At 60.4% G+C, this 379-nt stretch carries 1 protein-coding gene; it reads right to left on the reverse strand.

Annotation, left to right across the window (positions count from 1 at the left end):
• Window positions 1-33: 33 nt before the first annotated feature.
• Window positions 34-378 carry a group II intron maturase-specific domain-containing protein gene (locus tag ASV53_RS26370; protein ID WP_239928914.1) on the reverse strand — a complete coding sequence of 115 codons (345 nt, stop codon included), beginning with the start codon at window positions 376-378 and terminating at the stop codon, window positions 34-36.
• Window position 379: the final 1 nt, after the last annotated feature.

Consider the following 379-nt stretch of genomic DNA (forward strand, 5'->3'; position numbering starts at 1 on the left):
CACCACCGTGCGTACGGTTCCGTACACGGCGGTTCAGGCCATGCGGTTAAGCCGATTGATCGTATCCAGTATCGAGACCAGTCCAAGTCTGTCCCATAGCTTCTTCGGCAGCGCCTGATTCATATGCGGCGCTCCTGAGTTCCACCACGGGCCTCGGCCATTGAAGGCCGACTTGCAGGCACGCTCCTCGCTCAATCCCAGGCGCATCAGGTTGCGCGCCCTCGTAGAGGGCTGCTTCCATTGCCGCCAGATGACACAGCGAAGTTTGTGCCTGACCCAGCCATCCAGCTCTTCCAGTGGACGCTTGCTCTGGCTGAGCTTGAAGTAGCCTGCCCAGCCTCGCAGCACCGGGTTTACCCGCTCGATGACATTCGCCATC

The sequence above is a fragment of the Photobacterium sanguinicancri genome, assembly GCF_002265265.1.
GTDB lineage: Bacteria > Pseudomonadota > Gammaproteobacteria > Enterobacterales > Vibrionaceae > Photobacterium > Photobacterium sanguinicancri.